The sequence below is a fragment of the Micromonospora sp. WMMD1076 genome, assembly GCF_029581475.1.
Lineage (GTDB): Bacteria > Actinomycetota > Actinomycetes > Mycobacteriales > Micromonosporaceae > Micromonospora > Micromonospora aurantiaca.
On sequence record NZ_CP120862.1, the window covers coordinates 4,231,731 to 4,258,253 of the forward strand.

The following is a 26,523-nucleotide window of genomic DNA, read 5'->3' on the forward strand; positions in this document are numbered from 1 at the left end:
CTCCCCCCGTCCCGCCCGGGTCAGCGTACGGGCGGAACGTCAGCGCGGGGGCACCGCCACCCGGGCGGCGAGCGGGCGTCCGGCGAGCCGCCGGATCGCCAGGTACGCCTCGCAGCCGAGGCAGAGCCCGAACGCGGCGTTGAGGAAGGCGGCGGCCAGCGCCGCGCCGGTGGCGGCCAGGCCGAGCGAGGGCAGCCCGGCGAACCAGCCGGCCGCGCCGACGACGCTGAAGGCCAGGCCGACGACCTGGGCGAAGCGCACCGGCGCGACCGGCTCCAGCTCCGCCGGCGGGTCCAGCCGGGGCGCCACCAGGGCGCGGAACAGCAGGCCGTACGGGCCGACGCGCGGGTTCAGGGCGGTGCGGGCGAACACGACGGCCTGGGCGAGCAGGAGCAGCCCGGAGCCGGTGACGAGGACGATCGCGAGGACGACTGTGGTGAGGACGGCGCCGAAGCGCGGTCCCCGGGGGTCGAGCAGCATGGGGTGGGTCCGTTCGTGCGGGGGGCGGTCGGTCAGGCGGGACGCGCCGCCGCACAGAGGCTCGTGGCGAGCCGGCCGTGGTCCACCACCCGGCGGCGGGTCAGCCGTACGCCGCTCATCGCCCCGCCCCGGCCGTGAGCGCGGCGATCAGGTCGTCGCGGTCGGGCACGCCCGCGGCCCGGCGCACCACGCGGCCGGCCGCGTCCACCACCAGCACCGTCGGGGTACGCCACACGTCCAGTTCCCGGGCCGCGTCGAGGTGTTCGTCCACGCCCACCTCCCGCACGGCGACCCCGTCGAGGCGGGCGGCGACGTCGGCGAGCACCCGGCGGGCGGCCCGGCACGGCGCGCAGACCGGGGCGGAGAACAGCACCAGCGTGACCTCGCCGGGGCGTACCCCGAGGGCGGTGAGGGTGGCCCGGTGCGGCGCGTCGGCGGCCGATGGGCGCTTCCGGACGGCGCGCAGCCGCCCGTCGTGGCGGCGGCGCCACCAGCCGAACGCGGTGGCGGCCGCGAGCACCGCGACGAGCACGACGATCCCGGTCGGGCTGGGCGACTGCACCGACCCAGGCTGCCACGGCGGGTCGCGGAAGACCATGGTCCGTCCCGGTCAGCGGACGTGAGATCGCCTACTCCGGCGGTAGGAGCGGCCGGCTCACCCACAGGCGAACGTCGCTTTTGTCCTCTGGCGCGCCGCGTGAGCTTGGCAATATTCTCCACCACGCGCGCAGTCGTTGCAGTTCCTTTACATCGCCCGGCGCCGGCCGGGCCATCGAGGAGGCGAGATGCACTTCGACCACCCCGAACTGGACCGCCGTACGCTGCTGCGGGCCGGCCTCGGCGCCGCCGCTGTCGCGGTCGTCGGCAGTGAGCTCGCCCGGCCGGCCGCCGCGCAGGCCGCGCCGGGCGCGGACCTCGACTGGATCATCAGCTGCGACGGGTGGGCCGCCCGCCCGCCGGCCGACCCGCTGTCGGTGAGCGCGATCCCGACCAACAAGATCATCGTGCACCACATGGCGTTCCCGAACGTCACCGACTACTCCGAGGAGCACGCCAAGCAACTCGCCCGCGACTGCCAGGACCTGCACATGGACGGCAACGGCTGGTCCGACACCGGGCAGCACTTCACCGTGAGCCGCGGCGGTCACGTCCTGGAGGGACGGCACGGCAGCCTGGACCGGCTGCGCGCCGGCGACCGGCAGATGATCGCCGCGCACTGCCCGGGCGAGAACGGGCGGGCCATCGGCATCGAGAACGAGGGCACCTACGTCACCGAGACGCCGCCGGAGGAGCTGCTCGACTCCCTCACCCGGCTGTGCACAGCGATCTGCCGGCAGTACGGGCTGCACGCGCACGACATCTTCGGTCACTGGGACTTCCGGGCCACGCTCTGCCCGGGCGCGATGTTCTACCGGGAGTTCCCTGCGCTGCGCCGCGCGGTCTTCAAGAAGCTCGGCACGAAGCTGGGCGACGTGCCGGCCCGCCGCTGGCCGGACATCTGGCGGTTCGTCGGCGGCCCGGTGGTCCAGGTCGCGCAGTACCTGCTCACGTTCCGCGGCTACACGGTGCCGGTGAACGGCGTGTTCGACGCGGCCACGGTCGCCGCGGTCCAGGACTGGCAGGCACGCAACGGCATCCCGGTCGACGTCGACGCCACGCTCACGGCACCGACGTGGGAGACCCTGGCCCCGGAGCTGAACCAGAAGTCGTCGGGCGTCCCGGTGGTGGCCGCGCAGTTCATGCTCGCCTCCAAGGGATACGCCGAGGTCACCCCGACCGGCGAGTACGACCACGCCACCCGCACGGCGGTGAAGGACCTCCAGCGCCTGCACGGACTACCGCCCACCGGCAAGATCAGCACCACTACCTGGTGCGCGCTGGTGGGGGGTGTGGTGCGCCAGTCGTTCCGCAAGCACTGACGGCGCACCGGCGGGGAGAGCGGTGGGGGTGGCAACGGCGCCACCCCCACCGCGTCGTTGCGGGATGGAACGCGATGAAACGTCGGCATTGACGACTGGTGAACGACGGCTATCCCGGACGGCGGTGGTGCGCCGATCATTGCCCGCAGATAGATATGAGTCATTCTCACCTCCGGGCAGAACGCCCGGGCGCGGAGGCCGAGACGCCGTCAGCCGGGCGTACCGAACGGCCCGACTCCGCGTCTCCGGAGGATCGCCATGCCACGACCCGCCATCCGCGCCCGCCTCGCGGCGCTCACCGCCGCCGCCCTCACCGCGAGCGTCCTGACGGTCACCCCGCCGTCACCGGCGCTCGCCGCCACCACGTTCACCCCCGACGACTACTGCCTCGGCCAGTGCGCCGACATCCTGCCCCCGGGGCAGAACGGCAACGCCACACTCGTCGCCATCCTGGCCCACCAGGCGCTCGGCACCCGCCCCGCGCACTCCAGCGACCAGCTCGACGAGTACGCCAACCTGGTCTACAACTACGCCGGGCTGACCGACGAGCAGATCGCCCACTTCTACAACGACGCCTCGTTCGGCGTCCCGGACGCGCAGGTCGAGAGCACGATCTCACCACGCTCGGACGTCACGATCGTGCGGGACAGGGCCACCGGCGTCCCGCACGTCACCGGCACCACCCGCTCCGGCACCATGTTCGGCGCCGGGTACGCCGGAGCCCAGGACCGGCTCTGGGTGATGGACCTGCTGCGGCACGCCGGACGCGGCACGCTCACCTCGTTCGCCGGTGGCGCACCGGGCAACCGGGAGCTGGAACAGAGCATCTGGGCCAACTCGCCGTACTCCGAGGCCGACCTCCAGGCCCAGGTGAACGCGCTGCGCCTCAAGGGCACCCGGGGCCAGCAGCTCTACACCGACGTGGTCGACTACATCGCCGGAATCAACGCCTACATCGACAAGTCGATCGCCGACGACAACTACCCCGGCGAGTACGTGCTCACCGGCGCCGGCAAGCCGACGCACTTCACCATGACCGACCTGATCGCCACCGCCGGTGTCATCGGCGGGCTGTTCGGCGGGGGCGGCGGCAGCGAGATGCAGTCCGCGCTGGTCCGGGTGGCCGCCCGGGCCAAGTACGGGCCGGCCGAGGGCGACCGGGTCTGGGCGGCGTTCCGGTCGCAGAACGACCCGGAGACCGTGCTGACGCTGCACGACGGGCAGAGCTTCCCGTACGGCGCGACGCCACCCGGCGCCACCAGCGCGGTGCTGCCCGACGCCGGCACGGTGGTCGCCGAGCCGCTCGCGTACGACGCCACCGGCGGGGCCGCCGCCCGCACCGGCAGCAGCGCCGCCACCAAGGACCTGCTCGGCGGCCTGTCGAACCTGCGCTCGCACGGCATGTCCAACGCGGTAGTGGTCTCCGGCCGGCACACCACCACCGGCAACCCGGTCGCCGTGTTCGGCCCGCAGACCGGCTACTTCGCGCCGCAGCTGCTCATGCTCCAGGAACTCCAGGGGCCGGGCATCAGCGCCCGCGGCGCGGCGTTCGCCGGGCTGAACCTCTACGTGCTGCTCGGCCGCGGCCAGGACTACGCGTGGAGCGCCACCTCCGCCTCCCAGGACCTGACCGACACGTACGCGGTGCCGCTGTGCACCACCGACGGCAGCGCGCCGACGCTGCGCTCCAACCGCTACCTCCACCGCGGTCAGTGCGTCGCCATGGAGGTGCTGGAGAAGCGCAACGCCTGGTCGCCGACGCTCGCCGACTCCACCCCGGCCGGCGCGTACACGCTGCGCTCGCTGCGCACCAAGTACGGGCTGGTGGCCTACCGGGGGCTGGTGAACGGGCAGCCCACCGCGTTCACCAAGCTGCGCTCCACCTACCGGCACGAGGCCGACTCGGCGATCGGCTTCCAGGCGTACAACGATCCGGCGGCGATGGGCAGCGCGGCGGCGTTCCAGGCGTCCGCGGCCGGCGTCGGGTACGCGTTCAACTGGTTCTACGTCAACTCGACCGAGGCGGCGTACTTCAACTCCGGCTCGAACCCGGTCCGCCCGTCCGGGCTCGACCCGAACCTGCCGGCGAAGGCGGAGCCGGCGTACGAGTGGGCCGGCTGGAACCCGGACACCAACGACGCCACGTACGCCCCGGCGTCGGCCCACCCGCAGTCGGTCAACCAGGACTACTACGTCAGCTGGAACAACAAGCAGGCGCGTGACTTCGGCGCGGCCGACGGCAACTTCAGCTACGGCGCGGTGCACCGGGGTCAGCTGCTCGACGGTCCGGTGCGCGCCGCGATCGCCCAGCGCAAGGTCGGCCGCGCGGACATCGTGCGGATCACCGCCGAGGCGGCGGTGACCGACCTGCGCGGTCAGCAGGTGCTCGGCGAACTGCTGCGGGTGCTGGACAGCACGCCGGTCACCGACCCGGCGCTGGCCGCCGCGGTGACCAAGCTGCGGGCCTGGCAGCAGGCCGGGTCGCGGCGGGTGGAGACGTCGCCCGGGTCGAAGGTCTACCAGCACGCCGAGGCCATCCGGATCTTCGACGCCTGGTGGCCGCTGCTGGCCTCGGCGCAGTTCCGTCCCGGGCTCGGCCCCGACCTGTACGGCGCGCTCGTCGGCGCCCTCCAGGTCAACGAGGCGCCCTCGGGCGGCCAGAACGGCGCCCGCGACGGCACCGTGAACTGGGCGTCGCAGGGGCAGGCGCACAAGGGCTCGGCGTTCCAGTACGGCTGGTGGGGTTACGTCGACAAGGACCTGCGGGCCGTGCTCGGCGACCCGGTGGCCGGCGGGCTCGGGCGCACGTACTGCGGCAACGGCAACCTGGGCGCGTGCCGGCAGGCGCTGCTGGACACGCTCGGCCAGGCCGCGGCGGCGCCGGCGACCACCGTCTACCCGGGTGACTCGTCCTGCGGGGCGGGCGACCAGTGGTGCGCGGACTCGATCGCCCAGTCCGGGCTCGGCGGCATCACCCACCCGCTGATCGCCTGGCAGAACCGGCCCACGTACCAGCAGGTCGTCTCGTTCCCGGCGCGCCGGGGCGACGCGGTGACCAACCTGGCGCAGGGCCGTACCGCCACCGCGTCCAGCACGCAGTTCCTGACCAGCCACACCCCGGCGAAGGCGGTGGACGGCAGTCTCGGCACCCGGTGGGCCAGCAGCTACAACGACAACCAGTGGCTGCGGGTGGACCTCGGATCGGCCCGGACGATCAGCCGGGCGGTGCTGCGGTGGGAGGCCGCCTACGCCACCGGCTACCGGATCGAGGTCTCCGGTGACGGCAACTCCTGGCAGCCGGTGTTCAGCACCACCACCGGCAACGGCGGCGTCGACAACGTGACGTTCGCCCCGGTCAGCGCCCGCTACGTGCGGATGTACGGCGTCACCCGGGCCACCTCGTACGGCTTCTCGCTCTACGAGTTCGAGGTCTACGGACGGTGACCGCACGCGACCGGCCGGCGGGTGCTCCCGCCGGCCGGTCGTCTGCGTCCGGGCAGGTCAGCCGCGCTCGTTCGAACATGTGTGCGAGGATGGCGGGGTGTCGAGCGAGGTCACCATCCTGCACGCCGACCTGGACGCGTTCTACGCCTCGGTCGAGCAGCGCGACGACCCCCGGCTGCGCGGCCGGCCGGTGATCGTCGGCGGCGGCGTGGTGCTCGCGTGCAGCTACGAGGCCAAGGCCCGGGGCGTGCGCAGCGCGATGGGCGGCCGGCAGGCGCTGCGGCTCTGCCCGGACGCCGTCGTGGTGCCGCCCCGGATGGCCGCGTACACGGCCGCCAGCAGGGCGGTGTTCGAGATCTTCCGGCACACCACCCCGCTCGTCGAGGGGCTCAGCATCGACGAGGCGTTCCTCGACGTGGGTGGGCTGCGGCGGCTCGCCGGAGCGCCGGCCGCCGTCGCGGCCACGCTGCGGGAGCGGGTACGCCGTGAGGTCGGGCTCCCGATCACCGTCGGCGTGGCCCGGACGAAGTTCCTGGCGAAGGTGGCCAGCGGCGTGGCGAAGCCGGACGGGCTGCTGGTGGTCGAGCCGGACCGGGAACTGGCGTTCCTGCACCCGCTGCCGGTCGAACGGCTGTGGGGCGTCGGCCCGGTCACCGCCGCGCGGCTGCGCGACTGCGGCATCCGTACCGTCGGGCAGGTGGCCCGGCTGGACGAGCCGGCGCTGGTGTCGCTGCTCGGCGCGGGCGCCGGGCGGCACCTGCACGCCCTTGCGCACAACCGCGACCCCCGGGCGGTGCAGGTGGGCCGCCGCCGCTCCTCGATGGGCGCACAGCACGCGCTGGGACGCGGGCCGCACTCCCCCGCCGACCTGGACGCGGTGCTGGCCGGGCTGGTCGACCGGGTCACCGGGCGGATGCGCGCCGCCCGGCGCACCGGCCGCACGGTGACGTTACGGCTGCGCTTCGCCGACTACACGCGGGCCACCCGGTCGCACACGATCGACGAGCCGACCGCGCAGACCGGGCCGTTGCGGGCCGCCGCCCGTGACCTGCTGCGTGCCGCGCTGCCGCAGATCGCGGAACGTGGCGTCACGCTTCTCGGCGTGTCGGTGGGCAACCTGGGCAGCGGGCACACCCAGCTCACCCTGCCGCTCACCGCCGAACCCGGTCCGGCGCTGGACGCCGCCGTCGACGCGGTACGGGACCGCTTCGGCTCGCGGGCGCTGACCCGCGGCGTGCTGCTCGGCCGCGACCCGGGCGTCGAGATGCCCCGGCTGCCGGACTGACCGCCCGCCTCCTCCCGGAGTAGGAGGCGGGCTCCGACCGGTGGCCGCGGGTGCGGCCTCCGGGCGGGCGCGTCCGGCGCGGCCCGTCGCGAGCATCTACAGGCATGACTACCCTGCGGAACCGGGCGGCCGGATGGCACCGCCCCCTGATGCTCCTCGTGTCCGCGATGGCGGTGCTCACCGTCGTCGCCGCGGTCGGCGTCGTGGCCGACCCGCGCGTGCTGACCGGCGCGCCCATCTGGCTCAAGCCGCTGAAGTTCGCGATCTCGTTCGTGCTGTACGGCGTCACGCTGGCCTGGATGCTGTCCCTGCTGCCGCGCCGCAGCCGGGCGGCCGAGCGGGCGGCCACCGTGATCGTGGCCATGTCCGTGCTGGAGATGGTCGTCATCGTGGGTCAGGTGCTCCGCGGCACCACCAGTCACTTCAACGGCACCACCACGCTGAACGCGGTGCTGTTCGACGTCATGGGTGTGGCGATCACCGTGCTGTTCGCGGCCCAGTTCGTGCTGGCGGTCGTGCTGGCCCGCCGGTCCCTTCCGGACCGGGCCGGCGGGTACGCGGTCCGGCTCGGCCTCGCCGTGTCCCTGCTCGGCATGCTCGTCGCGTTCCCGATGGTGGCGCAACGCCCGGCCGGCGCGGCCGCCGGGATCAGCGGCGCGCACAGCGTCGGGGTGCCCGACGGCGGCCCGGGGCTGCCACTGCTCGGCTGGAGCACCACCGGCGGCGACCTGCGCGTCGGGCACTTCGTCGGGATGCACGCGCTGCAGGCGCTGCCGCTGCTGGCGATCCTGCTCGACCGGTTCCTCGGCGGGCGGCTGGACGAGCTGACCCGGGCCCGGCTGGTGCTCGTCGGCGGCGCCGCGTACGCCGGGCTCACCCTGCTGGTGACCGGGCAGGCGTTGCGCGGGCAGCCGCTGGTGGCGCCGGACGCGCTCACGCTCGCCGCGGCGGGGGTGCTGGTGGCGGCCACGGCGACGGCCACCGCGCTGGTGCTGGCCCGCCGGAGGCGGCGTACCGGTGTGGTGCTGGTCGGATGAGCGCCACGGTTCCCGGCCCGCTCGGCCCGGCGGTCCACCTCGGACCGCCGGGCGGGTGGCGGCGGCAGGTAAACGCGGTGGCCCCCGGCCGCACCGGTTGCCTAGGCTGACGCCGTGGGCTGGGTCGGTCGGCTGTTCGACGCGCGCGACACGTTCGCGCGGGTCCTGCTGCTGGACCTCTGCGGCATCGGCTATCTGGTCTTCGGCGCGCACGGCGGCCCGGCCGCCACCGGCAGGCAGTGGGCGCTGGCGGTCCCGGCGTTCCTGCTGGCGCTGCTGTGCCACCGCCGGCCCCTGGTGAACCTGCTGATCCAGTCGGCCCTGCTGGTCGCCGCGCTCGTCCTGGTCGACGACGTGATGATCAACCAGGTCGGTGCGAGCTGGGCGCTGCTGGAGCTGACCATGCGGGCCACCCGGCCGCGCACGGTCTGGCGGGGCGCCGGGCTGCTCGCCGCCGTCGACCTGGCCGGCCTGATCGGCGAACCGGTCCGCGCGGCGTTCACCGGCCTGTTCGGGCTGGCCGTCACCGTCGGCCTGCCGCTGCTGCTCGGGCTGGTCGTGCGGACCACCCGGGAACTCGGGCGGCAGGCCGCAGAGCGGGCCGAGGCGGAACGGCGCCGGCGCGAGTCGGAGAGCCGGGCGGCCCGCGCCGACGAGCGCGGCGCCATCGCCCGGGAACTGCACGACGTGCTCGCGCACCACGTCGCGTCGATGGTGCTGCGGGTCGGTGTGGCCCGGCACGTGCTGCCGGACCTGGACCCCCGGGTCGGCGAGGTGTTCGACGACGTGCACGCCACCGGCACGGCCGCGCTGACCGACCTGCGGCGGCTGGTGGCGGTGCTGCGTGACCCGGACGGCATCCGCGGCGACGCCGCCCTGACCGCGATCGAGCCGTCGGCGCTGCCGGCCGCGCTCGGCGCGGCGGTCGACCGGGCCCGGCAGGCGGGCGTCGTGGTGGAGGCCGACGTCGACCCCGCTGTCGGCACGCTCGACGCGGTACGCGGCCAGGCGGTGCTGCGACTGACCCAGGAGGCGTTGACGAACGTGGCGAAACACGCGGGCGCGGCGGCCCGGTCCCGGCTGACCGTGTCGGTCGAGGACGGCGCGGTGCACTGGACGGTGACCGACGACGGGCCGGGCACCGCGCCGGCCGGGGTGCCCGGCGGCGGCGGCCACGGCATCGTCGGGATGCGGGAACGGGTCGAGGTGCTCGGCGGGTGGCTGGAGGCCGGGCCCACCGGGGCCGGCTGGCGGGTCCGGACCGTGCTGCCCCCGCCCGGGCCCACCCGCCGGGCACCCCGGCCCCGGGCGGGCACGCCGGAGCCGGCGTGATCCGGGTGCTGCTGGTCGACGACCAGCACCTCATCCGGGCCGGCCTGCGGATGCTCTGCGACGCCCAGCCCGACCTCGAGGTCGTCGGCGAGGCCGACAACGGCCGGGACGCGGTCGCCCTCGCCGCCCGGCTACGACCCGACGTGGTGGTGATGGACCTGCGGATGCCCGGCGTCGACGGGATCACCGCGACCAGCCGGATCCTCGCCGACCGGCCCGCCACCCGGATCATGGTGCTCACCACGTTCGGCGACGACGACCACCTCTATCCCGCGCTCACCGCCGGTGCCTGCGGGTTCCTGCTCAAGGACGCGCCCCCGGCCGACCTGCTCGACGGCGTACGCCGCGCCGCCGCCGGAGACAGCCCGTTCAGCCCGGACGTCCTGCGCCGGCTGGTCGAACGCGCGGTGCACTCCCGTGCCGGCGCGCCCCGGCGTACGGCCGACCTGACCGCGCGCGAGCAGGACGTGCTGGACCTGGTCGCCGACGGGCTGTCGAACACCGAGATCGCCGACCGGCTGCACATCGGGGTGACCACTGTGAAGACGCACATCACCAGCCTGATGGCCAAGACCGGCAGCGCCAACCGGGTACGCCTGGCGCTGTGGGCGCGCGGCGGCTGACCCGGTCACTCCTCGATCGCGCCGCCCACCGCCCGCAGGTGCGCCCGGAACGTCAGCGCCGGGTCCGCCTCCCGGGCCGCCAGGTACGCGCCGAACCCGACCTGCGCGCGCAGCGACTCCCCGGCCCGGATCCGGTCGGCCTGCCGCCGCTCGGTGTCCCGGATGGACTCGGCCAGGTCGAACAGTTCCCCGGCCCGATCGGCGGGTACGAACAGCACACCGTCGTCGTCGGCCAGCGCCAGATCCCGCGGGCCGACGGTGAACGGCCCGACCAGGGCGTGCTCCAGCGCCCCGTCCGGACGCGGGTCCAGCTCCAGGGGCCCGCTCGGGGTGGCGCCGAGGCTGAACACCGGCAGCCCGACCGCGACCAGGTCCGCGGTGTCCCGGTGCGCGCCCCACACCACCAGCCCGGCCAGGCCGGCGGCCCGCGCCTCCCGCACCACCAGGTCGCCGACGCAGGCCCGGTCGGTGCGCCCGCCGTCGTCGACGACGAGCACGTCCCCCTCGCCGGCCTGCTCGATCGCCTCCAGGAAGACGTCCACGCTGCCGGCGTGCCGGGCCGGGCGGACCCGGCCGGCCAGGCACCGCCCGGGCAGCACCGGGACGACGGCGGCCGGGGCGCAGCGGACGAGGACGCCGGCGCGCAGGCAGGCGTCGGCGACGTGCGCGGCGGTGAGCGCGGCGAAACGGGCGGCCGGCGCGTCCTGACGGATGTCCATGCGCCGACGCTAACCAGCCGGGCCCGCGCGGGCAGGTGCCAGTCCACGCCCGGTGGCCTTCGGCTGGTGCCGTCCGGCGGGCCGGCGCGGGACCGGCCGGCTCATCCGGGCCCGGACCGGCGGGCGCGCCTCCGCCTCCCCCGCCCCGGCGGCCCGCCGCACCGTGCCGTTGGCGTCCTCGGGCCGGCAGCCGGTGGCCCGCAGCAGCTCGCTCTGCCCGGTCCGCAGGTCGCTGATCATCGCCTCGCCGTAGGTGCGCACACCCTGCGACCACGCGCGCCCGGCCAGCTCGGCGCCCTGCCGGACCAGCTCCCGGGTGCGTTCCAGATCCTCCCCGGACTTGCAGGCCCGCTTCAGCTCCCGCAGCGCCTCGCCGAGCCGGGCCACCGCGTCGGGCAGCGCGGGCGGGATCGGCTCGTCGTACTGCAGGGCGGTGGCGGAGCGGCGGGCGATCGAGCGGGCGTACAGGAGCAGCCGTTCGAGGTGCTGGGTCGCGTCGGCGTACCTGTGGAACTGGGCCCGGCGATGCCAGCGGGCCGGCGCGATGGTGACCACCTCGTCGGCCCCGCTGAGCGCGTCGTTGAGCCGCCCGATGTCCGGTTCGAGCCCGCGCAGGTCCTCCAGGGCGCGCTGGGCCGCGTCGGCGTCACGCCGGGTCAGCGCGTGGGCGACGGCGTCGAGCTGCTCGGTGAGCCGGGCGACCACCGGTTCCACCGCCCGGTCCAGCACGCGGATCGGGTTGACCGGCAGCAGCAGCGCCACCACGAACAGACCGACCAGGCCGCCGACCAGCGCGTCGAAGATGCGGGGCAGCTCCAGGCCGGGCTGCACCGGCGCGAGCGTGGCGATCAGCACCGCCGTACCGCCGGCCTGTCCGACGAGCGCGCCGCCACGCCCGGCCACCAGCAGTGCGGTGGCGATGGCGAGCGTGACCACCAGGCCGGTCTGCCAGGAACCGCTGCCGAGCAGCGCGCGCAGCAGGTCACCGACCACGATGCCGAGGCCGACGCCGACGAGCAGCTCGAACGTGCGGCGGGCGCGCTGGCCGATGGCGGTGGCGATGGTGCCGACCGCGGCGGCGGGAGCGAAGACGTGCGCGCCGGAGCCGAGCAGTTCCTGGGCGAGCAGCGCGGCGAGCGCCGCGGCCAGCCCGGCCTGCGCGGAGATCACCACGGTGATCTCCAGCTGGCGCAGCCGGCTCCGGCCGGCCGCGCCGCCCTCGGCGCGGGCCCGGGAGAGCACGAGACCGCCCCGTTCGGCCGCCCGGTCCAGGGGCGAGCGGACGGTGTCGGCGCGGCGGTCGGTCATGACGGCGGTTACCCGGCTCCGGGCCGGTGAATCGTCTCCCGGCCGTGCCCCGCGCGCCGTGCCGGGTCAGCGGCGGTACGTGCGGCCGAGCAGGTCGAACAGCGCCGTCCAGTGCCGCTGCGTGGCCGGCTCGTCGTGCACCGGGGTGCCCGACCGGGTGTAGCCGTGGCGGGCACCGGCGTACACGTCGGAGCGGTGGGTCACCCCGGCCGCGTCCGGCGCACCGGCCGTTTGCGGAGGTCCAGCGTGGGAATCCCGCAATCCCGGCGGAGGAAGGCGGCGAGATGGACCAGGACCAGTTCATCGGCGCGGTGGCCCAGCGGTGCGGCGCGTCCGCGGAGCAGGCCACCGCGATCACCCGGGCGACGTTGACCACGCTGGCCGAGCGCATCGACGGCGGGGAGGCCCGCGACCTCGCCGACCGGCTGCCGGAGGCGCTGCGGGCGTACGCGTTCGGCCCGGCCGAGGACGCCGAGCCGTTCGGGCTCGACGTGTTCGTGGAGCGGGTGAGCGGACGCGCCGACGTGGACGTGGACGCCGCCCGGGACGGGGTCACTGCGGTCTTCGACGTACTGCGCGACGCCGTCGACCCGGCCGTCTACGCCCAGGTCGTCGGGCAGCTCCCGGCCGAGTACGGCGACGTGGCCGACCAGAGCGCCCCGTACGTACGGCGCACGGCGTGACGGGGACGCGATGAGCGAGGACGCGCTGCGCCGCCCGCCCGAGGCCGACGCGCAGGAGCAGCGGCAGGACGAGACGCTCGTCGGAGAACCCGGTACGGTCGACTCGGCAGTGCCCGAGGCGAGCGAGGCGGACCTGGCCGAGCAGGGCGTGCTGCGGCCGCCGAGCGACCGGGCCGGCCTGGGCGAGTCGGTGCGCGACGACCTCACCGCCGCCGACGCGGTGGAGCAGAACACGGAGATCCCGCTGCCCGACAAGGAGCACTGGGCCTGACGGTCAGTGATCCGGGCTGTCGGCCCGGGCCATCAGCCGCAACGCGTTCGGGTCCAGACCGATGCGGACCGGCGTCTGCCCGTACGGCTCGCCGTCGACCTCGATGCGCGCCGGCCGGTCGGTGTCCAGCCACAGCTGGCGTACCGCCAGGAACGGCTCGTCGCCGAGGGTGCGGCGGTGGCCGGCCGCCGCGTTGCGCGCCGTCTCGCGCAGCAGACCGCGCCGGGTCGGCCCACCCACCGGGTACGCGACCAGCAGCCGGTCGTCGGCGGTGGCGTCGGCGGTGATGGGCCGCCCGGCGTGGAAGCCGCCGTTCGCCACGTACACCTGGTGGGTGGTGAACGTGTGCTCGCGCCCCTCGGCGCGGACCGTCACGGCCAGCGGCCGGTGCCGGGCCAGCAGCCCCATTCCGGTCAGCGGATACGCGAGCCGCCCGACGACCCGCTTCAGCCCCGGCGGCGCGGCCTGCATGATGTCGGCGGACAGCCCGATACCGACGTGGTTGGTGAACCGGGTGTCGCCGATCAGGCCCAGGTCGACGTCGATCACCTTGCCGCCGGTGAGCACCGCGACCGCGGCGTCCAGGTCGAGCGGGACGCCCACGGTGCGGGCGAAGTTGTTGGTGGTGCCCAGCGGCAGCAGGCCCATCGCGATGTCCCGGTGCGCGAGCAGCCGGGCCGCCGCGCCGACGGTGCCGTCGCCGCCGCCGGTGACCAGCAGGTCCGGCCCGAGGCCGGCGGCCTCGGCGAGCACCCGGTCCAGCTCGCCGGGCCGGTCCACCGGGTAGGCGCCGAGCAGCGTGAACCCGGCCGCCCGCAGCCGCGTGTGGACGGTGTCGTAGAGCCGCCGGCCGCGCCGGGAGTGGGCGTTGACCACGAGCGCCGCCCGCCGTCGTTCCCGGATCGCCGTCGACAGCTCCTGCTTGGTCCGCACGGGTGCGACCCTATCCGCCGCGGCGGCGACGGATCGGCGCACGGGTGGACGGCATCGGTTATCGTCGCGACGGTCTTGATCGTCGATCTTCGAGGGTGGGCGTCCCGATGAGTCAGCCGGCAGCGCCGCAGGCGACAGCACGAGTGGCCCCGCCCACGCCGCCGTACCGCGCGGCGGGGGCCCTGATCGGGCTGGCGCTGGCCGTTCCCGCGGTGATCGCCTGGGTCTGGTCGTACGTCCTGCCCACGCTGTCCACTGTGACCCGCAGTTTTCAGGCTGACGGGCCGCGCCGCTCGGGCGAGTCGGCCGGTACGGCGAACTACGAGGCCGCCTTCACCTCCGGGTTCGTCGGGCAGGTCGGGTTCGCGGTGCTGCTCGCCCTGATCCCGCTGGCGGTGGCGCTGCTCGCCGCGCCGCTGCTCGCGGTCCTCGCCGACCGGGCCGGCCGGGTCACCCGCCTGGTCACCCGGGGCGTGCTGGCCCTGCCGCTCGCCGCGTACGCGCCGGTTGCCGTGCTCCTCGGCATGCGCGCCGAGGGCATTGAGGACGGCACCCTGGCCCGGGACCTGCAGTCCCCCCGGCTGTTCCTCACCTCGGCGCTGGCGCAGATGACGTTCGGGCTGGTCGTCGCGGTGGCCACGACGTCGTACCTGAGCGCGCTGCGCCGCCGCGAGCCCGGCGACCGGCCCGCGCCCGCCGTGCTGGCCGTCGGCGGGCTGCTCACCCTGGGCGTTCTCGCCACCGCCCTGCAGACCTACACCGCACCGGCGCTGCTGACCGCCGGCGGGCCGCGCGGGGACTCCGCCACCCCGATGTTCACCGCCGTGCAGACCACCTTCCGGACGATGCGCCTCGGTGTCGGGTCCGCCACGTCGACGTTGCTGCTGGTGCTGCTCGGGCTGCTCGGGCTGGCCGCGGCAGGGCTCATCGTGGCCACCCGGCTGCGGATCGAGTTCGACGGCTGGCGGGACCGGCCGGCCGTCGGGGCGGCGGAGTCCTTGCCCGGCCGCCGGCCGCTGTTCGCCGCGCTGGTCGCGGTCGCGCTCCTGGTCGTCGCCGGCGTGACCGTCTGGGCGTCGCTGCCGTGGCTGCGGAACTCCTCCTCCGGCACCGGGCGGCTGCCGGCCGCGGTCGAGACCTCGACGGTGCTCGTCAACACCTGGCTGCCGCCGCTGCTGTCCACGCTCGTCGCGGTGGGCGTCGCGGCGCTCGCCGGGTTCGGCATCGGCGCGCTGCGCCCGCTCGGCCGCTTCAGCGAACTGCTGCTGGTGCCGTTCGCGCCGTGGCTGTTCGTCGGCGTCGGCCCGCTGGCGATCGCCGGCTACGAGCGCACCCAGGAGTCCGGGCAACTGGGCTCGTTCCTCGGCCTGGTCCCGCCGGTCTGGCTGTCAGTGCCCGCGCTGTTCGCGTTCACGCTGCTCTTCCGCGGCCAGCACGCCCGCTGGCGCTCCGGCGGCGACGCCGGCCGTACGCTGCTCCTGCCGGCGCTGCCGATGCTGGCCGTGACCGCGCTGCCGACCTGGCTGGCGCACGCCCAGGCGCCACTGTGGGCGATGCTCGTGAGCCGGGGTCCGGACCGCATGACCGCGCCGGTGCTGGTGCAGATGCTCGCCGACCGCCGCTTCGGCGCCGACGGCGGGCCTCCGCTGGGCCTGGTCCTCCCGCTGCCTCTGCTGGTGCTGTTCGTGCTGCTGTTCGCCGCGCTCATGGCCGGCTACCTGGAGCGGCTCGCGATCCGCGCCGGTCGGCCGACCGACGTGCAGCCGACGCCCGCCGGGGCGGATCCGTCCGCCGGGTCACCGCGTCGGGACACCCCCGAGCACGGCCGGTGACGACGAGCCGCCGACCTCCGGCGGCGCTACGCCGGGGCGGGCGCCCCGAGTTGGGCGCGGCGATGGGCCGTCCGCCGGGCGGCTGACCCCGTCAGGGCGCGGCGAGCGCGTCCAGGTGCGCACCGAGCAGTTCCCGGGCGCGCCGGGGCGGCATCCGCTCGGGGTACAGCAGCGCGTGCAGCGCGAGCCCGTCGAGCAGGGCGTGCAGCCCGGCGACCGCGCCGGGGTCGGCGGCCGGTTCCCCGGTGAGCAGGACGACCGCGAACTCGACGGCGCGGCGGACGCCCTCGTCGGCCTCGGTCATCCGGGCGCGCGCGGCCGGGTCGGTCTGGGTACGCGCGGCGAGCAGCAGCCACACCTCGGACTCGCGGACGCGCTGACGGTCCAGCGGCAGCAGTTGTTCCAGGATCCGCTGGGCGACCTCACGCGGGCTGCCGGTGCGGTCCCCGGTGGTGATCCGCTCGGCCGCCTCGGCCTGCACGTGCTCCATGGCGAACACCAGCAGCTCGGTCTGGGTGCCGAAGTAGTGCCGCAGCGCGCTCGGTGACCAGCCCGCCTCGGCCGCGACGCTGCGGACGGTGGCGGCGCCGACGCCGTCGCGGTAGACGACCCGCCACATCGCCCGTGCCAGTTCGGCACGGCGCGCGCCGTGGTCGACGATCTTGGGCACGGACTCCTCCGGAACCTGGTTGACGAGCGCTGTTACGGTTATCGCACAGCGTACTAAAAAGGAGAGCGCATGCTCGTGGCAGTGATCGTCGGATGCGAGGTGGCGTTCTGGGTGGTGCTGCTCGCCGGCCTGATCGCCCGGTACCCGCTGCGGCGGCCCCGCCTCGGCGCCGCCCTGCTGATCGCCGTGCCGGTGGTCGACCTCGTGCTGCTGGCCGCCACGATGATCGACCTGCGCCGGGGCGCGACCGCCACGTTCGCCCACGGCCTCGCCGCTGCGTACCTCGGGTTCTCGGTGGCGTTCGGGCACAGCATGGTGCGCTGGGCCGACCAGCGGTTCGCGCACCGGTTCGCCGGCGGTCCTCCCCCGAGCCGGGCCCCCCGGTACGGGATGGCGCGGGCCCGGCACGAGTGGCGGGAGTGGGGCAAGGGCATGCTCGGCTGGGCGGTCGCCTGCGCCGTGCTGCTCGCCGGGATCGCAGTGGTCGGCGACAGCGACCGCACCGCCGAGCTGTGGGCGTGGACCGGCCGGCTCAGCGTGGTGATGGCGGGCTGGCTGGTGTTCTGGCCGGTCGCGTACACCGTCTTCCCGAAGCGGGCGCCGCGCGACGCGTGAGGCTCACGTCCACAGTCAGCCGCACGTCGACCCGGTCGCCCAGCTCGATCCCCTCGGCCCGGCGCGCCGCGACCCGCAGCGGCACCACGTACCGGCCGTCCCTGGGCCACAGCGACGTCCGCCAGCCGGTGCCGCCGATGCGGACCGTCACCGGGATCATGCCCCAGCCGTAGGTGACCGACGCCGAGGCGGCCTCGATGGCCGCGCTCTGCTCGTCGGGCACTGTGACGAAGTGGTACGGCGCGGGGCCGCGCCAGAACCACACCTCGCCGCTGAACGCCAGCTCCATCCGGTCAGGATAGGTGCCGGGGCCGGCTCGACCGCAGCAGCCGCAGCCCGGTGCCGACGAACACGGCGTTCATGGCCGGGTGCCACGACGAGCAGACCGGGCGAGGCCGGCTGGTGTCCCACACCCGCGAGACGGTTTCTCATCCGCCGAGTGCACCGCCCGGGGCCGTCCGGGCGCACGGGGCGTGTCGGGCCGGTTCGAGGTAGGGCCAGGCCTACCCGCCAACGGGGTCTGGACGGCTGGCAAGCACGGCGTGGCCTGGCTAGCGTCACGGCATGACCGTTGATCATGGGCTGGCCGCCGCGCTGCGCCGCCGCCGCTACCTGCTGTCCGCGTGGCCGTGGCGGGCCCTGGCGTACGCCGTCACGACCCTGCCCCTGGCCGGCGCGGCGGCGCTCGGCGCGGCGGTGGTCGCCGCGCCGCTGCTGCTGGTGGCCGGCGCGCTGCGTCGGGGCCGCCCGGTCGACGCCCCGGCGCTGGCGGTGCTGGCCGTGCTGGCGCTCGCGGTGGTGGCGCTCGCCCCGCTGGCCGGCGCGCCGGTGGCTGCCGTCGAGCGGTGGCGCCTCGGCCTCGTCGACGACCGCCCGGTGACAGCGCCGCGGTGGCAAGGGCTCGCCGCCCGCCTCACCACCGCCGCGGGGTGGCGGGAGGCCGCCTACCTGGCCGTGCTGGGCGTGGCGGTGCCGCTGGCGTACGGGATGGTCGGTCTGCTCGTGCTGCTGGACGCGGTCCTGGTCGCCGGTCCGTGGCTGGCCGGCGGCGAGGACCGGATCGTGCTCCTCTGGGCCACTGTCGACTCCCCGGCCGAGGCGGTGCCGTACGCCCTCGCCGGTCTGCTGGCGGTCCCGGCGCTGGTCTACCTGGCCGGGCTGCTGGTCGCGGTCCAGGCGGCGGTGGCCCGCCTGCTGCTCGACGACGCGCCTGCCGGTACGGCGCTGCGCGAGGTGGCCCGGTCCCGGGCCCGCCTGGTGGGCGCCTACGAGGCGGAGCGCCGCCGCATCGAGAGGGACGTGCACGACGGCGTGCAGCCGCGCCTGACCAGCATCACCCTCCAGCTCGGGCTGGCCCGCCTCGACGTGCCGGACGACTCCCCGGCGGCGGGGCCGCTCGCGGCGGCGCACGACCAGGCCAAGGAGCTGATGGTGACGTTGCGCGGGATCGTCCAGGGCATCCGCCCGGCGCAGCTCACCGAACTCGGCCTGGCCGCCGCCGTCGGCGACCTGGCCGCCCGGTCGGTCGTCCCGGTCGCAGTGCACGCCGACCTGACCCGCCCGGTGCCCGACCTGGTGGAGACCACCGCCTGGTACGTGGTCTCGGAGACGCTCGGCAACGTGGCCCGGCACGCCGGGGCCACGCGGGCCGAGGTGCGGCTGACCCGGACCGACAGCCTGCTGGTGGTGGAGGTGTGCGACGACGGCCGGGGCGGCGCCGACCCGGCGCGCGGCACCGGCCTGACCGGGCTCGCGGACCGGGTGGCGGCGGTGGACGGGCGGCTGCTGCTGTCCAGCCCACCCGGTGGGCCTACCCTCGTTCGGGTGGAGCTGCCGTGCCGTCCGTGATCCGGGTCGTCCTGGCCGAGGACGAGGTCCTGCTGCGGGAGGGCCTGGCCGGCCTGCTGACCCGGTTCGGCTTCGCGGTGGACGCCGCCGTGGGCTCCGCCCCGGAGCTGCTCGACGCGGTCCGCACGCACCGGCCCGATCTGCTGGTGACCGACATCCGGATGCCGCCGCAGCACCGCGACGACGGCCTGCGCGCGGCGGTCACGCTGCGCGCCGAGCGCCCGGACCTCGCCGTGGTGGTGCTCAGCCAGCACGTGCAGAGCGGGTACGCCGCCGCGCTGCTCGACAGCGGCGACGGAAACCGGGTCGGCTACCTGCTCAAGGACCGGGTGGCCGACGTCGCCGAGTTCGCCGCGACGCTGCGCCGGGTGGCGGCCGGCGGCACCGCCGTCGACCCGGACGTGGTGCGGCACCTGTTGCGCCGCCCCCGCGACCCGCTCGGCGCGCTGTCCCACCGGGAGCGGGAGGTGCTGGGGCTGGTCGCCGAGGGCCACTCCAACGCCGCGATCGCGGCCCGCCTGTACGTCACCGAGGCGGCGGTGAGCAAGCACGTGGGCAACATCCTGGCCAAGCTCGACCTGCCGCCGGACGAGGACACCAACCGGCGGGTCCTGGCAGTGCTCGCCTGGCTACGCGCGGCGGGCTGACCGGGCGTCACAGGCTCATCGGCACAGGGTCGGTGGCCAGCGCCCGGAACCGCTCGCGCGGGTCGGGTACGAGCCGCCGTCCGGTGAGGTCGAGCAGTCCGCCGACGCCGCTGACCGAGGCCACGGGGGTGCCGTCGGCGCGGGTGAACTCCTGGCCGATCCGGAACGTCTTGCCCTCGCCCCAGTGGAACTCGCAGGTCACGTCGACCTCGTCGCCGCCGCGCAGCTCCCGCAGGTAGCGCACCGTCACCTCCAGCGCGACCGGCCCGACGCCGCCGGCGAGCAGCCGGTCCTGGCCGATGCCCGACGCGCGCAGGCACTCCCAGCGGGCGTGCTCGGCGTACTGGAGGTAGACCGCCTGGTTGAGGTGTCCCTGCGTGTCGAGTTCGTAGCCGCGCACTGTGACGCGTACCCGGAACGGATCTGCCATGCCGGCAGCCTAACCAGGGGCGCGGCGGTAATCCGCGTGCGGTCCGGGCCGCGCGGTCCCAGCCTCCCCGGCGTGACAGTGGAGATCGTGACACCGGCGCAGCGGCCCGGCCTGGTCAGGCCGGCCAGGCGTGCCCGATCCCGTCGAGCAGCAGCACCACGCCCTCGGTGGCCGCCTCCCGGTCCCGGGAGATCTCCCGGTACTCCGGCGAGGTGGACCAGCGCTCGAAGTCCTCGCGGCTGCCGAAGGACAGGAGCACCGCCTTCTGGTGCGGCCACTCGCCCTCGACCACGCGGGGGGCGGTGTCGGCGGCGAGCAGCTTCCCCCCGTAGCGGGCCAGCACCGGCGGGAAGGCGGCGGCATACCTGTCGTAGCGCGCCCGGTCGTGGATGGTGAGCTGTGCGAGGGCGTAGACGGTCACCGGCTCAGGCTACCGACCGCCGGGCGGCTGCGGCCTCGTCCGTCGGGCCGGACCCCGCGCCTCGCGAGCCGGGTCGACTGTCCGGTGTGCTCTAGCCATCATGACCCTGACCTGCGAATACTTATAGCAGGTCCGCGCCGCGTGGGGGAAAGAGGTGGGGCACGATGATCGGACAGGAGACCCAGCCGGAGGCCATACCCGAGCCCCGGATCGCGCCGGACGCCCGGCCGGTCCGGCCGGCCGCGTCGGTTCCCAGTGCGGTGTGGCAGGTCCGCGTACGGACCAAGCTCGACGACCTGTACCAGCAGCTCGCGGTGCTGTCCCCGCGCGACCCCGAGCGGGCCGAGGCGCTGCGCGCGCAACTGTCCGGGGTGGAGGTGGTCCTCGGACGCAGCGGCGTGGTCGAGTGGTTGCGCGGCGGCAACCTGGAGTACGCGTGGCAGACGATCCACTCGGTGGAGCGGGCCATGGTGGCGCTGCGCAGCCCGGACGAGCTGACCGCGCTGCTGCCGGCGTACCGCAGCGCGGCGGCGCAGGTGCTGCCGGCCGACGACAAGGTGTTCACCGACCTCGACCCGCCGGCGGGCACACCGTCCGAGGCGCTGCTGCGCGCCCGGGTGCAGGCGTTGCTGCTGCGCTACCACTCCGCGTCCGACGAGTTCCACGAGTCGGCCCGCCGGCTGCGCAACCGGATGCTGGGGCTGTCGGTGTTCGCGCTGGTGGCGGAGATCCTGGTGGTGCTGGTGCAGTGGCGCAGCCACGACGTACGGCTGCTGGAGGCGCCGACCGACGCCGGTGGCGTGCCGGCGTGGCGGCTGCTGTTCTTCGTGCTGATCGCCGGGGCGCTCGGGGCGTTCCTCAGCGCGCTGCCCTCGATGATCACCTCACGGTCCGGCGGGCTGCCCTACAAGCTGCCGTTCCAGCAGGGGCTGCTCAAGCTCGCGATCGGCCCACTCGTCGCGGTGGTCGGCATCATGCTGGTCATCGGCGGCCTGGTGGAGACCAGCGTGAGCAGCACCGCCGCGCTGCTGGGCCTGGCGATCGTGTTCGGCGCCGGGCAGCAGGCGGTCACCGCGTTCGCCGACCGGCGGGCGGCCGAACTGCTCGGGCCGGCGGCCAAGAGCTGACGCCGCGCGGCGTCCTTCGACGCTGAGTAGCCTGATCCCATTGAAGATTGTTTTCACCTCTCGATATCCTCGGCGGAGAAATCCACCATCCACCGTGGAGGAGCTGAAGCATGCGCAAGCTGATGGCGGCGCTCGGCGCCGGGGCGATGACGGCCGCGGGCCTGCTCGCGGTCGCGACACCGGCCCAGGCCGCGACCTGCACCCTGGTGCAGTCGGAGATCTACAACGGCGCGAACATGATCGCCTGGTCGCGCGGCCTGGACGGCTGCGCGGGCGACGTCTACTGGGAGATCCAGTCCGATGACGGCGGCACGTGGCAGGTGACCGACAGCGGCACCACGCACTACGACGACCAGGTCGTCAGCTACTACGGTGACGTGGACCTGCCGTGTCACCTGCGGGTCTACGCGGCGTTCGGCGGGCAGGAGCGGCTGACCCGGCCGGTGCGCAACAACAACTGCGCGGGCTGAGCACCGGCCGGGGCGCGTGTGGCGCGCCCCGGCCGGCACGCCGGTCAGGGGATCGTCAGGCCGTACGCGGCGAGGATCTCCAGGATCGGCTGGTAGTAGCTGGTGCCGCCGCTCGTGCAGTTGCCGCTGCCACCGGAGAGGACGCCGATGACGGTGCCGGTCGCGGCCACGTAGAGCGGGCCGCCGCTGTCGCCCGGCTCGGCGCAGATGTTGGTGCGGATGAGCCCGGTGACGCTGCCCTCGGCGTAGTTGACGGTCGCGTTCAGCCCGGTGACGGTGCCGCACCGCACGCCCGTGGTGGCGCCGCTGCGGCAGACCGCCTGCCCGACGTACGCGCTGCCCGCGGCGGTGACGGTGACCTGCCCGGGATAGGTGTGGACCGCGCTCGGGTGGGCGACGGTGCCGGTGTAGCGGACGACGCCGTAGTCGTTGCCGGGGAAGCTGCTGCCGGTCCGGCTGCCCAGCACCGTGGTGCGGGCACTGTCGGCGTACCAGGTGGCGGCGAGGCGCGTGCAGTGCCCGGCGGTCACGAAGTACCAGGTGGCGCCGCTACGCACGTTCGCGCCCAGTGAGCAGCGCCCGCCGCCGCCGTAGATCGCCTGGCCGCCGGCGATGAGCGTGCGCAGCCGCCCGGGTTCGTGGCGCAGCACCGCGCCGGCCCGGTCGGCGGTCCGGCGCAACGCGGCCAGCTCGCGCCCGCGTACCGTGTCGTCGACGGTGACTGTCAGCCGGCCGGTGGCCGGGTCGTGCCCCCAGGCGGTGCCGGGCGTGCGGACGGCGGCGAGCGCGGCTGGCTCGGGCGGCGGTGCGGCGGCGCCGGCCCGGGCGGCCGCCGGGGTGCCGGCGAGCAGGGCGGTGAGGACGAGTACGACGAGCGCGGGTCGGCGCATTCTCCAGGACCTCCTCCATCGTCTACGGTCGATTCGTCAAGCATCGGACCGGCAGTGCGATCGACTCAAGCGGCAGAACCGGCACTCCCCGAAACTTCCGGAGCCGCGCCGGGCGGTAGGCGCGCGCCCGCCCGCCGCGCCCGACCGGGGATTCCGCCCGTTCGCCCGGTGCCGCGTGCTCCGATGTCGACGCATCGAGGTGATTAAGTTTTCGGAACGCTTCCGGTAGGCTCCCGGCAGAGATTCGCTTCGATCCACTCACGATGTGCCGGGGAGTCACTCCCCCACCTGGCGCGGCCACCGGGCGGCCGCGCGGAGCCGACGTCGTGGCGGGCGGTGGCCGAGGCGAGCCGATCCCATTGACAGGCTAGAGAGGCGTTCAGATGGACAAGGTGCTCGCCCGCGGCAGCGGGAGCGCGGCAGCCCGGTCACGCCCGCGGACCGCTGTGGTCGCGATGGTGGCGGGGGCCGCCGTGGTCGCCGCCACGATAGCGGTGGCGACCAGCGCCAGCGCCGGCACGACGCTCGGCGCGTCGGCGGCGGAGCAGGGCCGGTACTTCGGCACCGCGGTGGCGGTGAACAAGTTGTCCGACAGCACGTACGTCGGCATCCTGAACCGCGAGTTCAACATGGTCACCGCCGAGAACGAGATGAAGTGGGACGCCACCGAGCCGTCCCAGAACCAGTTCAACTTCAGCAGCGGCGACCGGCTCGTCGCGCACGCGCAGGCCAACGGCATGCGGGTACGCGGACACGCGCTGGCGTGGCACTCGCAGCAGCCGGGCTGGGTGCAGAACCTGTCCGGCAGCGCGCTGCGCCAGGCGATGCTCAACCACGTCACCCAGGTGGCCACCCACTACCGGGGCAAGATCCACTCTTGGGACGTGGTGAACGAGGCGTTCGACGACGGCAACAGCGGCGCCCGCCGCAACTCCAACCTGGAGCGCACCGGCAGCGACTGGATCGAGGCCGCGTTCCGTGCCGCCCGCGCCGCCGATCCGGGCGCCAAGCTCTGCTACAACGACTACAACACCGACAACTGGTCGTGGGCCAAGACCCAGGCGGTCTACAACATGGTGCGGGACTTCAAGTCCCGGGGCGTGCCGATCGACTGCGTCGGCCTCCAGTCGCACTTCAACAGCGGGTCGCCGTACCCGAGCAACTACGGCACCACGCTGCAGAACTTCGCCGCGCTCGGCGTCGACGTGCAGATCACCGAGCTGGACATCGAAGGCTCGGGCAGCAGCCAGGCAACCACGTACGGCAACGTGACCCGGGACTGCCTGGCCGTGCCGCGCTGCAACGGCATCACCGTCTGGGGCATCCGGGACACCGACTCCTGGCGGGCCAGCGGCACGCCGCTGCTGTTCGACGGCAGCGGCAACAAGAAGCAGGCGTACACCGCCGTGCTGAACGCGCTCAACGAGGGTGGCACCCCGCCGCCCACCACCGCACCGCCGACCAGCACCCCGCCCACCTCGGCGCCGCCCACCAGCACGCCGCCGACCAGCGCGCCGCCCACGACTCCCCCGCCGGCCGGCGCCTGTACCGCGACGTTCACCACCAACCAGTGGCCGGGCGGCTTCGTCACCAACGTCCGGATCACCGCGGGCTCCAGTGGGCTCAACGGGTGGGCCGTGTCGCTCACTGTGCCCTCGGGCTCGGCGATCACGAACACCTGGAGCGCCCAGGCCAGCGGCACCACCGGCGCGGTGACCTTCCGCAACGTGGACTACAACCGCCAGGTCGGTGCCGGTGGCACCACCGAGTTCGGCTTCCAGGGCACCGGCAACGCGCCCTCCGGCACACCGGCCTGCGCGGCCGGCTGACCGTCGGCGCGACCCGGCACGGGGCCACCGTGCCGGGTCGCGTCCCCGGCGGGCACCGGCCGGCGACCGTACAGTCAGGCAGGTCCTGTGCCACCGTCTCGCCCGCTGAGCGGGCGGGCGGCGCTCACTCCTCCATCTCCGGCCCGAGCAGCCGGATCTCCTCGATGTCGATGGCGGCCTGGAGCTGGCGCAGCACCGCGTCGTCGATCTGCCTGGTGTTGCGCAGCCGGGTGATCTCCTGCCGCTTGTGGTCCAGCACCCGCAGCCGCAGCCGGCGGGCCATCTCCCGCTCCGCGTCCTCGCCGCCCGGGTCGCGGACGTCGGCCAGGTGGTCCTCGTAGTCGGCGCGCAGCCGGTTCACGGTGTCCTGGGTGGCGCCCACGTCGTCGGCGGCCCGGGGCAGTGCCTCCAGTGCGGCCTCGGTGGCCCGGACCTGGGCCCAGCGCACCTCCTCGTCGCGTTCCCGGTCGCCCGTCAGGCCGGCCCAGCTCACGACCGCTGGAAGCGTGGTGCCCTGCACCAGCATGATCAGCACGATCACCACGACGGTGACGAAGATGATCAGGTCACGTTCGCGTACCGGGCTCCCGTCGTGCATGGTGACCGGCACGGCGAGCGCCGCGGCGAGCGAGACCGCGCCCCGGAACCCGGCCCAGCCCGCGGCGGTACGCATCCGGCCGTCGAAGTGCCGCGCCCGGCTCGACTCCCGCCGGTCCACCCGTTGCAGCGCCGACACCGACAGGTGCACCCAGAGCAGGCGGATCGCCACCACGACCGCTGCGACGAGCACCGCGATGCCGAGCGACGCGCTCGGCGAGTGGCTGGTGATGCTGCGCAGCGAGCGCGGCACCTGCGTGCCGAGCAGCACGAACAGCCCACCGTTGACCATGAAGGTGGAGAGGTCCCAGAACGCGAACGCGGTGACCCGGGAACGGGCCCGGATCACCCGGGGCGCGGCGTACGACAGCAGCAGCCCGGACACCACCACCGCGAGCACCCCGCTGGCGTGCACCGCGTCGGCGAGCAGGAACGCGACGAACGGGGTGAGGATGCTCAGCCCGCCCTCGCGCATCGGATCGTCGACGTGCTTGCGGATCAGCACCACCACCACGCCGACGAGCAGGCCCGCGGCCACCCCGCCGGCCGACTTGCCGACGAACTCGCCGGTGAGCGTCAGCGCGTCAGGCACCGTCCCGCCCGCGATCACGCCGGCCGCCACGGCGAACAGCACGAGCGCCGTACCGTCGTTGACCAGGCTCTCCGCGCGCAGCGTGGTGAGGATGCCGCGCGGCATCCGCTTGGCCAGGCCGGCCACGGCGGCGGCGTCGGTCGGCGCCAGGACCGCCCCGAGCACCCACGCGGCGGCCGGCTGCACACCGAGGGCCTGTGCGGTGTACGCGACGGCGGCCATCGTGACGATCACCAGCACGACGGCGAGCCCGACGATCACCGTGAGGTTGGCCCGGATCTCGCGGAGGCTGATGACCAGGCTCTCCCGGTAGAGGATCGCCGGGAGGAACAGCACCAGCACGACCTCGGGTTCGAGGATCAGGTTGTCGAACGGCGGCAGCAGGCCGATCAGCGCGCCCATCGCGATCAGCAGGACCGGCGGCGCGACGCTGTAGCGACCGCCGATCGTGGTGCCGACGAGCACGGTGGCGCCCAGCACCGTGATCAGCACGAGTGCTTCCACGCCGTACCCCCGTCACC

The 26,523-nt window shown here is 74.8% G+C and carries 27 protein-coding genes; 15 read left to right on the forward strand and 12 right to left on the reverse strand.

Features of this window, described 5'->3' with window-relative positions; all coding sequences use genetic code 11:
- Positions 1–39: 39 nt before the first annotated feature.
- Complete coding sequence (locus O7622_RS20160) at positions 40–480, reverse strand: DUF4395 domain-containing protein (RefSeq protein ID WP_282309717.1); 441 nt, start codon at positions 478–480, stop codon at positions 40–42.
- Positions 481–595: 115 nt separating this feature from the next.
- A complete protein-coding gene (locus O7622_RS20165; protein ID WP_282309718.1) occupies positions 596–1,042 on the reverse strand; it encodes a thioredoxin family protein in 447 nt (148 codons plus the stop codon).
- 223 nt (positions 1,043–1,265) lie between these two features.
- On the opposite strand from O7622_RS20165, the gene O7622_RS20170 reads away from it, so the two are divergent.
- The 6 genes from O7622_RS20170 to O7622_RS20195 all read left to right on the forward strand — a co-directional run bounded on the left by O7622_RS20170 (position 1,266) and on the right by O7622_RS20195 (position 10,120).
- Positions 1,266–2,399, forward strand: a complete 1,134-nt coding sequence (locus O7622_RS20170; RefSeq protein ID WP_282309719.1) for an N-acetylmuramoyl-L-alanine amidase — start codon at positions 1,266–1,268, stop codon at positions 2,397–2,399.
- 258 nt (positions 2,400–2,657) lie between these two features.
- The gene (locus O7622_RS20175; RefSeq protein WP_282309720.1) at positions 2,658–5,843 is read left to right on the forward strand and encodes a penicillin acylase family protein; all 3,186 of its coding nucleotides are present in this window, start codon (positions 2,658–2,660) and stop codon (positions 5,841–5,843) included.
- A gap of 97 nt (positions 5,844–5,940) precedes the next feature.
- Positions 5,941–7,128: a DNA polymerase IV gene (gene dinB / locus O7622_RS20180; RefSeq protein WP_282309721.1), complete on the forward strand. Its 1,188-nt coding sequence runs from the start codon at positions 5,941–5,943 to the stop codon at positions 7,126–7,128.
- A 104-nt stretch (positions 7,129–7,232) separates the two neighbouring features.
- The gene (locus O7622_RS20185) at positions 7,233–8,165 is read left to right on the forward strand and encodes a hypothetical protein (protein WP_282309722.1); all 933 of its coding nucleotides are present in this window, start codon (positions 7,233–7,235) and stop codon (positions 8,163–8,165) included.
- A gap of 114 nt (positions 8,166–8,279) precedes the next feature.
- Entirely contained in the window at positions 8,280–9,497 is a 1,218-nt protein-coding gene (locus O7622_RS20190; RefSeq protein WP_282309723.1) for a histidine kinase, read from the forward strand.
- Positions 9,494–10,120, forward strand: a complete 627-nt coding sequence (locus O7622_RS20195) for a response regulator transcription factor (RefSeq protein ID WP_282309724.1) — start codon at positions 9,494–9,496, stop codon at positions 10,118–10,120. Before O7622_RS20190 ends, O7622_RS20195 begins: the two co-directional genes overlap by 4 nt.
- A gap of 5 nt (positions 10,121–10,125) precedes the next feature.
- Here O7622_RS20195 and O7622_RS20200 read toward each other — a convergent pair whose 3' ends face one another.
- The 3 genes from O7622_RS20200 to O7622_RS20210 all read right to left on the reverse strand — a co-directional run bounded on the left by O7622_RS20200 (position 10,126) and on the right by O7622_RS20210 (position 12,351).
- Entirely contained in the window at positions 10,126–10,839 is a 714-nt protein-coding gene (locus tag O7622_RS20200; protein ID WP_282309725.1) for an RraA family protein, read from the reverse strand.
- Between the two features lie 9 nt (positions 10,840–10,848).
- Positions 10,849–12,147, reverse strand: a complete 1,299-nt coding sequence (locus O7622_RS20205; protein ID WP_282309726.1) for an FUSC family protein — start codon at positions 12,145–12,147, stop codon at positions 10,849–10,851.
- A gap of 66 nt (positions 12,148–12,213) precedes the next feature.
- Positions 12,214–12,351, reverse strand: a complete 138-nt coding sequence (locus O7622_RS20210; protein WP_282309727.1) for a dienelactone hydrolase family protein — start codon at positions 12,349–12,351, stop codon at positions 12,214–12,216.
- A gap of 80 nt (positions 12,352–12,431) precedes the next feature.
- Here O7622_RS20210 and O7622_RS20215 point away from each other — a divergent pair, with 80 nt between their 5' ends.
- Complete coding sequence (locus tag O7622_RS20215; RefSeq protein ID WP_282309728.1) at positions 12,432–12,830, forward strand: DUF2267 domain-containing protein; 399 nt, start codon at positions 12,432–12,434, stop codon at positions 12,828–12,830.
- Positions 12,831–12,840: 10 nt separating this feature from the next.
- Complete coding sequence (locus tag O7622_RS20220; protein ID WP_282309730.1) at positions 12,841–13,101, forward strand: hypothetical protein; 261 nt, start codon at positions 12,841–12,843, stop codon at positions 13,099–13,101.
- 3 nt (positions 13,102–13,104) lie between these two features.
- Here O7622_RS20220 and O7622_RS20225 read toward each other — a convergent pair whose 3' ends face one another.
- A complete protein-coding gene (locus tag O7622_RS20225) occupies positions 13,105–14,034 on the reverse strand; it encodes a diacylglycerol kinase family protein (RefSeq protein ID WP_282309731.1) in 930 nt (309 codons plus the stop codon).
- Positions 14,035–14,141: 107 nt separating this feature from the next.
- Here O7622_RS20225 and O7622_RS20230 point away from each other — a divergent pair, with 107 nt between their 5' ends.
- Positions 14,142–15,866, forward strand: coding sequence for a sugar ABC transporter permease (locus O7622_RS20230; RefSeq protein ID WP_282309732.1), 1,725 nt, complete (start codon positions 14,142–14,144; stop codon positions 15,864–15,866).
- 91 nt (positions 15,867–15,957) lie between these two features.
- Here O7622_RS20230 and O7622_RS20235 read toward each other — a convergent pair whose 3' ends face one another.
- Positions 15,958–16,536, reverse strand: coding sequence for a TetR family transcriptional regulator C-terminal domain-containing protein (locus O7622_RS20235; protein WP_282309733.1), 579 nt, complete (start codon positions 16,534–16,536; stop codon positions 15,958–15,960).
- A 69-nt stretch (positions 16,537–16,605) separates the two neighbouring features.
- Between O7622_RS20235 and O7622_RS20240 the strand changes: the two genes are divergently transcribed.
- Entirely contained in the window at positions 16,606–17,151 is a 546-nt protein-coding gene (locus tag O7622_RS20240; RefSeq protein WP_282309734.1) for a hypothetical protein, read from the forward strand.
- On the opposite strand, the gene O7622_RS20245 is transcribed toward O7622_RS20240, so the two are convergent.
- Positions 17,069–17,440 (reverse strand): DUF1905 domain-containing protein, encoded by a 372-nt coding sequence (locus O7622_RS20245; protein WP_282309735.1) that lies wholly within the window; start codon positions 17,438–17,440, stop codon positions 17,069–17,071. The two genes, O7622_RS20240 and O7622_RS20245, sit on opposite strands and share 83 nt — an antisense overlap.
- Positions 17,441–17,715: 275 nt before the next feature.
- Between O7622_RS20245 and O7622_RS20250 the strand changes: the two genes are divergently transcribed.
- Together O7622_RS20250 and O7622_RS20255 are read left to right on the forward strand one after the other, a co-directional pair.
- Positions 17,716–18,999: a histidine kinase gene (locus tag O7622_RS20250; protein WP_282309736.1), complete on the forward strand. Its 1,284-nt coding sequence runs from the start codon at positions 17,716–17,718 to the stop codon at positions 18,997–18,999.
- Positions 18,987–19,646 carry a response regulator transcription factor gene (locus tag O7622_RS20255; protein ID WP_282309738.1) on the forward strand — a complete coding sequence of 220 codons (660 nt, stop codon included), beginning with the start codon at positions 18,987–18,989 and terminating at the stop codon, positions 19,644–19,646. Before O7622_RS20250 ends, O7622_RS20255 begins: the two co-directional genes overlap by 13 nt.
- Positions 19,647–19,653: 7 nt before the next feature.
- Here O7622_RS20255 and O7622_RS20260 read toward each other — a convergent pair whose 3' ends face one another.
- Both O7622_RS20260 and O7622_RS20265 read right to left on the reverse strand, forming a co-directional pair.
- Positions 19,654–20,076 carry a thioesterase family protein gene (locus tag O7622_RS20260; protein ID WP_282309739.1) on the reverse strand — a complete coding sequence of 141 codons (423 nt, stop codon included), beginning with the start codon at positions 20,074–20,076 and terminating at the stop codon, positions 19,654–19,656.
- 115 nt (positions 20,077–20,191) lie between these two features.
- Positions 20,192–20,497: a DUF1330 domain-containing protein gene (locus tag O7622_RS20265; protein WP_282309740.1), complete on the reverse strand. Its 306-nt coding sequence runs from the start codon at positions 20,495–20,497 to the stop codon at positions 20,192–20,194.
- A gap of 164 nt (positions 20,498–20,661) precedes the next feature.
- Here O7622_RS20265 and O7622_RS20270 point away from each other — a divergent pair, with 164 nt between their 5' ends.
- Together O7622_RS20270 and O7622_RS20275 are read left to right on the forward strand one after the other, a co-directional pair.
- Positions 20,662–21,624, forward strand: a complete 963-nt coding sequence (locus tag O7622_RS20270; protein WP_282309741.1) for a hypothetical protein — start codon at positions 20,662–20,664, stop codon at positions 21,622–21,624.
- Positions 21,625–21,734: 110 nt separating this feature from the next.
- On the forward strand, positions 21,735–22,094 hold the full coding sequence (locus O7622_RS20275; RefSeq protein ID WP_282309742.1) for a hypothetical protein: 360 nt from the start codon (positions 21,735–21,737) through the stop codon (positions 22,092–22,094).
- A 44-nt stretch (positions 22,095–22,138) separates the two neighbouring features.
- Here O7622_RS20275 and O7622_RS20280 read toward each other — a convergent pair whose 3' ends face one another.
- Positions 22,139–22,984: a S1 family peptidase gene (locus O7622_RS20280; protein ID WP_282309743.1), complete on the reverse strand. Its 846-nt coding sequence runs from the start codon at positions 22,982–22,984 to the stop codon at positions 22,139–22,141.
- Between the two features lie 383 nt (positions 22,985–23,367).
- On the opposite strand from O7622_RS20280, the gene O7622_RS20285 reads away from it, so the two are divergent.
- On the forward strand, positions 23,368–24,813 hold the full coding sequence (locus O7622_RS20285; protein WP_282309744.1) for an endo-1,4-beta-xylanase: 1,446 nt from the start codon (positions 23,368–23,370) through the stop codon (positions 24,811–24,813).
- 124 nt (positions 24,814–24,937) lie between these two features.
- On the opposite strand, the gene O7622_RS20290 is transcribed toward O7622_RS20285, so the two are convergent.
- On the reverse strand, positions 24,938–26,506 hold the full coding sequence (locus O7622_RS20290) for a Na+/H+ antiporter (RefSeq protein ID WP_282309745.1): 1,569 nt from the start codon (positions 26,504–26,506) through the stop codon (positions 24,938–24,940).
- Positions 26,507–26,523: the final 17 nt, after the last annotated feature.

Excerpts from the sequence above, each read along its gene's own strand:
- O7622_RS20160 (WP_282309717.1), bottom strand. The coding sequence starts at position 480 with ATGCTGCTCGACCCCCGGGGACCGCGCTTCGGCGCCGTCCTCACCACA.
- O7622_RS20170 (WP_282309719.1), top strand. The coding sequence starts at position 1,266 with ATGCACTTCGACCACCCCGAACTGGACCGCCGTACGCTGCTGCGGGCC.
- O7622_RS20175 (WP_282309720.1), top strand. The coding sequence starts at position 2,658 with ATGCCACGACCCGCCATCCGCGCCCGCCTCGCGGCGCTCACCGCCGCC.
- O7622_RS20185 (WP_282309722.1), top strand. The coding sequence starts at position 7,233 with ATGACTACCCTGCGGAACCGGGCGGCCGGATGGCACCGCCCCCTGATG.
- O7622_RS20200 (WP_282309725.1), bottom strand. The coding sequence starts at position 10,839 with ATGGACATCCGTCAGGACGCGCCGGCCGCCCGTTTCGCCGCGCTCACC.
- O7622_RS20205 (WP_282309726.1), bottom strand. The coding sequence starts at position 12,147 with ATGACCGACCGCCGCGCCGACACCGTCCGCTCGCCCCTGGACCGGGCG.
- O7622_RS20215 (WP_282309728.1), top strand. The coding sequence starts at position 12,432 with ATGGACCAGGACCAGTTCATCGGCGCGGTGGCCCAGCGGTGCGGCGCG.
- O7622_RS20220 (WP_282309730.1), top strand. The coding sequence starts at position 12,841 with ATGAGCGAGGACGCGCTGCGCCGCCCGCCCGAGGCCGACGCGCAGGAG.
- O7622_RS20230 (WP_282309732.1), top strand. The coding sequence starts at position 14,142 with ATGAGTCAGCCGGCAGCGCCGCAGGCGACAGCACGAGTGGCCCCGCCC.
- O7622_RS20240 (WP_282309734.1), top strand. The coding sequence starts at position 16,606 with ATGCTCGTGGCAGTGATCGTCGGATGCGAGGTGGCGTTCTGGGTGGTG.
- O7622_RS20245 (WP_282309735.1), bottom strand. The coding sequence starts at position 17,440 with ATGGAGCTGGCGTTCAGCGGCGAGGTGTGGTTCTGGCGCGGCCCCGCG.
- O7622_RS20250 (WP_282309736.1), top strand. The coding sequence starts at position 17,716 with ATGACCGTTGATCATGGGCTGGCCGCCGCGCTGCGCCGCCGCCGCTAC.
- O7622_RS20260 (WP_282309739.1), bottom strand. The coding sequence starts at position 20,076 with ATGGCAGATCCGTTCCGGGTACGCGTCACAGTGCGCGGCTACGAACTC.
- O7622_RS20270 (WP_282309741.1), top strand. The coding sequence starts at position 20,662 with ATGATCGGACAGGAGACCCAGCCGGAGGCCATACCCGAGCCCCGGATC.
- O7622_RS20275 (WP_282309742.1), top strand. The coding sequence starts at position 21,735 with ATGCGCAAGCTGATGGCGGCGCTCGGCGCCGGGGCGATGACGGCCGCG.
- O7622_RS20280 (WP_282309743.1), bottom strand. The coding sequence starts at position 22,984 with ATGCGCCGACCCGCGCTCGTCGTACTCGTCCTCACCGCCCTGCTCGCC.
- O7622_RS20285 (WP_282309744.1), top strand. The coding sequence starts at position 23,368 with ATGGACAAGGTGCTCGCCCGCGGCAGCGGGAGCGCGGCAGCCCGGTCA.